4 protein-coding genes and 1 rRNA gene are annotated in these 8,263 nt (G+C 71.1%); all 5 read left to right on the forward strand.

Annotated elements, in window-relative coordinates; all coding sequences use genetic code 11:
- Window positions 1–90, forward strand: a 5S ribosomal RNA gene (gene rrf / locus HF519_RS28310); the annotation flags it as partial.
- A gap of 323 nt (window positions 91–413) precedes the next feature.
- Window positions 414–959, forward strand: a complete 546-nt coding sequence (locus HF519_RS28315) for a single-stranded DNA-binding protein (RefSeq protein WP_169416044.1) — start codon at window positions 414–416, stop codon at window positions 957–959.
- 25 nt (window positions 960–984) lie between these two features.
- Entirely contained in the window at window positions 985–2,661 is a 1,677-nt protein-coding gene (ettA, locus tag HF519_RS28320; protein WP_169416045.1) for an energy-dependent translational throttle protein EttA, read from the forward strand.
- A gap of 79 nt (window positions 2,662–2,740) precedes the next feature.
- Window positions 2,741–5,839, forward strand: a complete 3,099-nt coding sequence (locus tag HF519_RS28325) for a hypothetical protein (RefSeq protein WP_169416046.1) — start codon at window positions 2,741–2,743, stop codon at window positions 5,837–5,839.
- Window positions 5,840–5,930: 91 nt separating this feature from the next.
- Window positions 5,931–8,263 (forward strand): NAD-glutamate dehydrogenase domain-containing protein (locus HF519_RS28330; protein WP_211170704.1); only part of this gene is annotated, 2,333 nt, incomplete at its 3' end.

Consider the following 8,263-nt stretch of genomic DNA (forward strand, 5'->3'; position numbering starts at 1 on the left):
CCCGGTCCCATCCCGAACCCGGAAGCTAAGCCCGCCCGCGCCGATGGTACTGCACTCGCCAGGGTGTGGGAGAGTAGGTCACCGCCGACATTCAACGGTGAAAAGAAATGGGTGTGGCCCTCCGCGGAATCCCGCGGAGGGCCACACCCATTTCTTTTCGTGTGTAGTGGTCATCGGCTTTCGTAGTAGGTTCGGGTTCTGGCTGTCGTCCTGCCAATCGCAGCGGCGTACCCGTGAGGCATCCGGCCGGGATTATGGGGTATCAGGCCGACAGCCGGGGACCGGGCGCGGTCGTTGATGCTGAGTTGTCCACATCCCGGACTGCGTATCCACAGAACTCGAGATGCTCTGTTCCCTCGGCTTTCTACTCGGGAGGCTGAACTCGTCGGTACGGCTAGGACGAGGAGACCGTGGTGAACGAGATCTACGCAACTGTCGTCGGAAACATCGTGGGCGACATCCGACGGCGACGGCTGGCGGATGGCACGGAGCTGGCGGGCTTTCGGATGGCGAGCAATGAGCGGCGCTACGACAAGAGCAGCGGTACCTGGGTGGCCGGGGAGACCTCGTACGTCTCCGTCACCTGCTGGCGTCGGCTCGGCCAGAATGTCGCGGCATCCTTCGTGAAAGGCGACCCCGTGATGGTCTACGGGCGGCTCTACACCCGCGAGTACGCGAAGGACGGCCAGAACCGGACGGATCTGTCGTTGGAGGCCTACGCGGTCGGGCCGGACCTGACCTGGTGCACCGCGGCGCTCACCCGCAGCCGGCGTGATGCCGCACTCAGGCCGGAGATGGACGGCGAGGGCTCGTCGGTCGACGCCGACCTCGGTACGGTCGTGGTGGAGGGCGAGGACGGCGGGCCGGACATTCTCGGCGACGACTCGGACCTGCACCCCCACGACGCTTCGGCGGACGAGGCTCACCTGGTGGGCGGGCTACCGGACGGTCGAGCATGAGCGGATCGCAACTACCATTGATGTCGTGGCGGAGTTCATCTACACCATGAAGAACGTGCGCAAGGCGCACGGCGACAAGGTCATTCTCGACAACGCATCGATCAGCTTCTTCCCCGGGGCGAAGATCGGGGTCGTCGGGCCCAACGGCGCCGGTAAGTCCAGCGTGCTGAAGATCATGGCGGGGCTGGACCAGCCGAACAACGGGGAGGCGTTTCTGGCGCCCGGCGCGAGCGTAGGGATCCTGCAGCAGGAGCCGCCGCTGAACGAGGAGAAGACGGTCCTCGGCAACGTCGAGGAAGGGGTCGGCGAGATCAAGGCCAAGCTCGACCGGTACAACGCGATCGCCGAGCAGATGGCGACCGACTACTCCGACGAGCTGATGGAGGAGATGGGTCGGCTGCAGGAGGACCTGGACCACGCTGACGCGTGGGACCTGGACTCCCAGCTCGAGCAGGCGATGGATGCACTGCGGTGCCCCCCGTCCGATCTGCCGGTCGTCAACCTCTCCGGTGGTGAGCGGCGTCGGGTGGCTCTGTGCAAACTGCTGCTCTCGAAGCCCGACCTGCTGCTTCTGGACGAGCCGACCAACCACCTCGACGCCGAGAGCGTGCTGTGGCTGGAGCAGTTCCTCGCCACCTATCCGGGCGCCGTGCTGGCCGTGACGCACGACCGGTACTTCCTGGACAACGTGGCGCAGTGGATCCTCGAGCTCGACCGGGGCCGGACCCACCCCTACGAGGGCAACTACTCGACCTACCTGGAGAAGAAGGCCGAGCGGCTCGCGGTCCAGGGCAAGAAGGACGCCAAGCTGCAGAAGCGGCTCGCCGACGAGCTGGCGTGGGTGCGCTCGAACCCGAAGGCGCGGCAGGCGAAGAGCAAGTCCCGCCTCGAGCGCTACGAGGAGATGGCGGCTGAGGCCGATCGGCACCGCAAGCTGGACTTCGAGGAGATCCAGATCCCGCCGGGCCCGCGTCTGGGCAACGTCGTCGTCGACGTCGACCACCTGGACAAGGGCTTCGAGGGACGGCAGCTGATCAAGGATCTGTCGTTCACGTTGCCGCGCAACGGCATCGTCGGTGTCATCGGGCCGAACGGCGTCGGAAAGACGACCCTGTTCAAGACGATCGTCGGCCTGGAGCACCCGGACTCCGGATCGGTGAAGGTCGGTGAGACGGTCAAGCTGTCGTACGTCGACCAGAACCGTGCCGGCATCGACCCGAAGAAGACGGTCTTCGAGGTCGTCTCGGACGGGCTGGACCACATGAAGGTCGGCCAGGTCGAGATGCCGTCCCGGGCCTACGTGGCCGCGTTCGGTTTCAAGGGTCCGGACCAGCAGAAGCCTGCCGGCGTCCTGTCCGGTGGGGAGCGCAACCGGCTCAACCTGGCACTGACCCTCAAGCAGGGCGGCAACTTGATCCTGCTCGACGAGCCCACCAACGACCTCGACGTCGAGACGCTGGGCTCGCTGGAGAACGCCCTGGAGCAGTTCCCCGGCTGCGCCGTGGTCATCTCGCACGACCGGTGGTTCCTGGACCGGGTCGTCACCCACATCCTGGCGTGGGAGGGCACCGAGGAGAACCCGGCGGGGTGGTTCTGGTTCGAGGGCAACTTCGAAGCCTACGAGAAGAACAAGATCGAGAGGATGGGGGCGGAGGCGGCGCGTCCACACCGCGTGACGCACCGTAAGCTCACCCGTGACTGAGAGCGATCCCGCGTCACGGCGGTGATCTTCGGTGGGCGTGCCGGTGTCATCCGGGATGCCGGTTCCTGCGGGAGGCTGAGTGGCGCTGTCGGGAATGGGGACCACCGCAGGAATCCCGCACCGGAGCGCTGCGGCGATCCTGGAGACCGCCGCAGCGCTGCGGTGGTCCCGCCCCGACCTCACGGCGCAGATCGCGGAGCACGTCCTGCAACTCGCGGAGGCGGACAGCGACAGCGAGCTCTGGCTCGGGTCTGCCGGCTGGCTGGTTCACGGCCGTGCGGTCACAGGTGACGCCCGGGAGCCCGCGGCGGACGTGCTGGAAGTCATCCAGCGGGATGGCTCGTCGATCCGAGCGCTGCTGTTCACCGAGGCGGGGGCTCGGCTGCGGGTCGAGTTGGCCGGAGTCGCCCAGGACTCCGGCGACGCGGTGATGTGCCGCAAACTGGTGCTCCCGCTGGTGGAACAGCCGGGGGTCCCGGCGGAACTGCGTCTCGACGCGCTGGCGGTGCTGGTGCGCTGTGCGCTCGCCGACGTTCCCGAGCGGCTCGACGACCTCATACAGGCCGCCGACGCTGCGGCGAGTGAGCTCACCGGACCGCAGCCCGGTGCGACCGTGGCCCTGTTGAGGGCTGCGGTCGAGCGGGGCCGACGGCGTGCGGGCAGCGCGGCCGAGCACGCGCACCACGGGCTGGCTCTGCTCGGGTGGAGCCCGGACACCCCGGAGGCATCGACGGCGTCCGGGCACCTGACCGCGGCCCTGGCCAGCCAGTGGATCGGCGGGCTGCTGGACGAGCGGCGTTTCGGTGAGGCACGCAGCGCGGCGATGGCGTTGCAGACCCGGCTCGCCCGGCCGGCTGTCGTGACACGGCAGGTCGCGCAGCTGCGGCTGACCGTCGGCCGCGCGACGGCGCACTCCGAACAGGCCTCCCAGACCATCCAGACGCTGTCCGAAGCGGCAGCTGACGCGGCGACCTCGGACACCCCCGGCGTCGAGGCGGCCTGCCGCGCGGCATTGGCCGAACTGCACGAGTCCAACGGGCAACTCGACGCCGCACTCGCCACGATGCGTCTCGGGGTGGTGGCCGAGCGGCTCGACCGGGATCGGGCGGCACGTTTCCGTGCGCTGGCCCAGCAGTTGGTCATCGGGGACGCCTCCATGGTCACGACGTGGCGCGAGGAGGGGCCGGATGTTCAGCCGGCCCAGCACGCCGCCCCGGTTCTCACCGTGACGGACGCTGGACCGGGGCCGGCCGTCCGCGCGCCTGCATCGCACGAGGCCGGCCGGCCGACGCCCGCCGGCGTGACCGGATCTCGTGAGGACAGCCGGCTGCCCCTCGCCCGTGCGACCGGGTCTCGTGAGGACAGCCGGTCGACGTCTGCCCGTGCGGCCGGCTCTCGCGAGGACAGCCGGTCGACGTCTGCCCGTGCGATCGGCTCTCGCGAGGACAGCCGGTCGACGTCTGCCCGTGCGATCGGCTCTCGCGAGGACAGCCGGTCGACGTCCGCCCGCACGACCGGGTCTCGCGAGGACAGCCGGCCGCTGCCTGCCCGGGTGGCCGGATCTCGTGAGGGCGACAGCCCACCCCGGCCGAGCGCCGAGCGTGCCGATGCAGCTCGGGTCGCCCCTCGGCCGGTGCCCACGCCGACCGTCGCCGACGAGACCACGCGAGGCGACCGCCGGGGCAAGGACGAGGCTGGGCTCGCCGGACCCCTGCCGTGGACGGCGTGGGAGTCGGCCGGGAGCCGGTCGCGACTGTCCCGCGATCAACTCACCCCGGGCCGGCCCGGTGCTCGTGGATCGGCTTCCGCTGGCGGTGACCGGGACAACGGTACGTCGGCGGCGGCCCCGGCTCCCGGTGACAGCCACGCGGTGGACCCCGGCCCGCCGACCGACCCCGGCATCGTGTTGGCCGGTTCACCGTTGGGCGACGCGCTGTTCGACGAGTTCCGCAGTTCAGGCTCCTGGTCCGCCGAGTCGTGGGGCGGTGCGGTGCCGGCTGCCAAGTCGTCCTCGACCCGGGCTGCCACCGACGGGGTCCCGGCAGCGTCGAGCGGATCAGGATCATCGACCGCGGCCTGGCCTGCGGGGGTCTGGTCGAGCGAAGACCGGTCCATCCCGGCCACCGGTGGTGAGCGGATCGATCCGTCAGTCGCCGGGGATCCGGCCGGTCTGCCGGTCGGCGGCCGCCGTTCCGACCTACCCGTCGCCGACAGGGGGGCCGGGCAGGCCGGCACCCCCGGCCATCACGCCGGCCCGGCGTCCGGGGGGCCCGATGGGGCCGACCCGAGCGGTGCGGGCGGGATCAGCGGTCGCGGTGCGATGTCGGCTTCCACGACGTCAACCACCGAATCGGCCCAGGCCCGAGAGGCCACCGACTGGCTCGCCTCCGCGATCGCCGAGCTGGATCGCGTCTGGGGTAGCCCCGTGCCCTCCGTCCCCGAAGAACCGGCCAGGCCGGTCGAGCCGCCTGCCGTCGAGCCCGCCACGACGTCCACGACCGCGGCGGCCACGCCGGGTTCGGTCGTGACGCTCGACCTCGTCGCCGGGGACCGGCAGATCACCAGCGTGACGGCGATGACGGCCATGCGACGGGTCTTCCGGCGGCTGGGTGGCGACCTCCCTCCCGGTGCCCGGCTGCGGGACCAGGGACCCGCCACGGTCGCGGTGGTTCTGCCCGAGATGGATCGAGGCGCCGCCGCGTCGTGGGTGCACAGGATCATGGATGGGCTCGCGGACGGACTACCGGTCGGTACCGACGCCGTCGGGCTGCGGCTGCGGGCCACCGTCCACGACGTCGACGGCACGGCGGGGGCGCAGATCCTGCACGAACTCGGCCCGTCGACCGACGTGCACGTCCTCCGGTCGCCGGCGGGTCCCGCGGACGACCAGCTGTCGCCACAACCGGCAGGGCAGCCCCGAGCCGCCGGACCGGACGGCGTCACCGTCGCCGCGTCGTCCGGCGGTTCCCGCCATGCTGCCGAGGGCCGTCGGCCGTTCCGTCCCGGTGGGATCGAGGTGCGGCCGGGCAGCGGCGGGCGGCGTCACCGCCAGGCGCCTGCTGCCGAGCAACCCACTCCCGCGGCGGAACCGTCCGGTGCGGACATCGACTTGGCGTCGTCCGAGTTGGGGCTGGCCGACCTGCTCGCCGGTGCCCTGGCCGCCTACCGCGGCATCTGACGCCCGGCCGACCAACGTCATCAGGCGCGTCCGTTCACGGGTCTAGGGTGGGTGTTGCCCCCGCCACACCGTCGTAGTGGAGCAGCGACTGATGGGTCGGACCTGTGAGCAGAGCGGTTCTCCCGCTGCCGAGCCCGAGTTCGACCGGCTGCAGCGGGTGTACGCACAGCAGACCCCCGAGTCGGACCGCCCTGCCGGGGAGGAGCTGGCGACGCTGCCAGAGGTGGCACGGTCGCACCGCGCGCTGGCTGCCCGCCGTGTCGCGGGGAAGCCGCTGATCCAGGTGCTGCCGCAGGGAGCCGGCTCCGTCGTCGAGATCGTCACCGACGACATGCCCTACCTCGTCGAGTCGGTGCTGGCCGGCATCGGTCGCGTCGGGGGCGACGTCCGTCGGCTCGTGCACCCCATCGTCGTCGTGCGGCGCACCGTCACCGGGGAACTGCTGGAGGTACTCGCGGACGCTGATCCGGCCGACGCACCGGCCGGTGCGTTCGTCGAGTCGTGGATCCATCTCGACCTCGCACCGTTGGACGGCCGAGCCGCGGCGCTGGAGCAGGAACTGCGGCGGGTGCTGCAGGACGTGCGGGAGGTGGTCGAGGACGGCGAGCGCATGGCCCGGCGCGCCTGCGACGTGGCCGACGAACTGCTCGCCCCCACCCCCGCGGCCGCTGCCGCGGAGCGGGCAGACGTCGCGGAGCTGCTGCGCTGGCTCGCCGACGGCAACTTCACGTTCCTGGGCTACCGGCACTACACGCTGTCCGACGTGGACGGCGCCGGACCGGATCGCAACGGCGCGGTGGCCGGCGCCTGGGAGCTGCACCCCGAGCTGGCGTCGGGTCTCGGAGTGCTACGTCGCGACACCCTGGCCACCCGCACTTTCGCCCCGAAGGTCGAGGGCGCCGTCGCCCACGATCAGTTGATTTTCACCCGGGCCAGCGTGCCGAGCCGGGTGCTGCGCCCGGTCCGCCCGTACTACGTGGGCGTCCGGACCTTCGATGCCGAGGGACGCACGACCGGCGAGCACCGGTTCCTGGGCATGCTGACCGTCGCCGCGCTGCACGAGAACGTGCTCGACATCCCGCTGGTCGCCCGCCGGGTGCGCGCCGCGATCCACCGGGCCGGATTCCCGCTGGAGTCCTACTCGGGCCAGCGGATGCTCGAGGTCATCTCGGGGTTGCCCCGCGAGGAACTGTTCAGCGCGAGCGAGCAGACCCTGCACGACACCGCGGTCGGCGTGCTCGCGCTGGCCGGCCGCCGCGCGGTGCGGGTCTTCCTGCACCCGGACCCGTACCGGCGATTCATGTCCTGCCTGGTCTATCTGCCCCGGGACCGCTACACGACATCGACACGGCTCGCTATGGCCGACGTCCTGCGCGACCGGCTCGGCGGCCGGGAGGTCGGCTACACCGCACGGGTCACCGAGGCCAGCCTCGCGCTCGTGCACTTCACCGTGTACCTCGACCCCGCTGCGCGTGAGGCCGGCGTGCCCTCGGTGGACGTCGCCGCGCTGCAGGACGAGCTGACCGAGGCGATCCGGACCTGGGACGACCGGCTCGCGGACGAGTTCGGGGGCGAGGCCGGCCCTGCGCTGCTGGACGGCATCCCCGAGTCGTACAAGGCGGTCGTCACCCCGGCTCAGGCGGTCGAGGACCTGAGGCGGCTGCTGGCGCTGGAGCCCGGCGCTTTCGACGTCCGGCTGTACTCGGTGCCCGGCGCCGGTGGCGAACACGATGCCGAGCGCCGTTTCACCCTGTACCTGGCCGACGCCCCGGTCACGCTCACCGCGATCCTGCCGGTGCTGCAGAGCCTCGGGGTCGAGGTGCTCGACGAGCGACCCTCGGAGTTCGTCCGGCCGGACGGGCGCCGCTGCTGGCTCTACGACTTCGGGCTGCGGATCGACGAGGCCACCCTCTCGGCCTTGCCCGGCCGCGGCGCGGACGACGTGGCGAGGGGGTTCTGCTCGGCGTTCGCCGCGGCCTGGCGGGGCGAGACCGAGACCGACCGGTACAGCGCGCTGGTGCTGCGCGCCGGTCTGGGCTGGCGCGAGGCGGCCGTCCTGCGCGCCTACGGCCATTACGCGCGACAGCTCGGCAGCCCGTTCGGACCGCAGTACATGGCCGACGTCCTGCTCGCGCAGCCCGATATCGCCCGCGGTCTGATCAACCTGTTCCGGGCCCGGTTCGATCCCTCGGTGAGTGATGCCGAGCGGGGGGTGCGGGTGGTGGAGGTGTTGGCGGTGGTGAGCGGGTTGATCGATGAGGTGGCCGGTCTGGATGCGGATCGGATCCTGCGGGGTTATCTGGGGTTGGTCACCGCGACGGTGCGTACCAACTGGTTCCGGGGTCGGGGGTTTTTCTCGTTCAAGTTCGATCCGGGGGTGGTGGCGGAGATGCCGGTGCCGCGGCCGTGGTCGGAGGTTTTTGT

Origin of the sequence: Pseudonocardia bannensis, from assembly GCF_012911875.1 — a bacterium.
Taxonomy (GTDB): domain Bacteria; phylum Actinomycetota; class Actinomycetes; order Mycobacteriales; family Pseudonocardiaceae; genus Pseudonocardia; species Pseudonocardia bannensis.